The organism is Bradyrhizobium sp. Ken51, assembly GCF_055807435.1.
The window spans coordinates 1-309 of sequence record NZ_JBVVPB010000154.1; the positions used below are offsets into that span (position 1 = coordinate 1).

Sequence of the window (309 nt, forward strand, 5' to 3'; positions counted from 1 at the left end):
CAGCGCGACATAGACCAGCATCAAGCGGCCGGTGCGCTTCAGCGAGAAGCCGACGGTGCGGGAATAACCCTCCTTGCCGCCTTCGAGCATGCGGTTGAACCAGCCGAACACGCCCTTCTTGGCGTGACCGTGGCCGGCAGCGACGGGCTTGAGCAGCGTCGCACACAGCGCCGGCGTCAGCGACAGCGCGAGGAAGGCGGAGAAGCCGATCGCGGCGACCATGGTCACGGAAAACTGGCGGTAGATGATGCCGACCGAGCCCGGGAAGAACGCCATCGGCACGAACACGGCCATCAGCACCAGCGTGAT

1 protein-coding gene is annotated in these 309 nt (G+C 65.7%); it reads right to left on the bottom strand.

Annotated elements, in window-relative coordinates; translation table 11 throughout:
* Positions 1-309 (bottom strand): efflux RND transporter permease subunit (locus AC0L27_RS41275; RefSeq protein WP_473323867.1); only part of this gene is annotated, 309 nt, incomplete at both ends.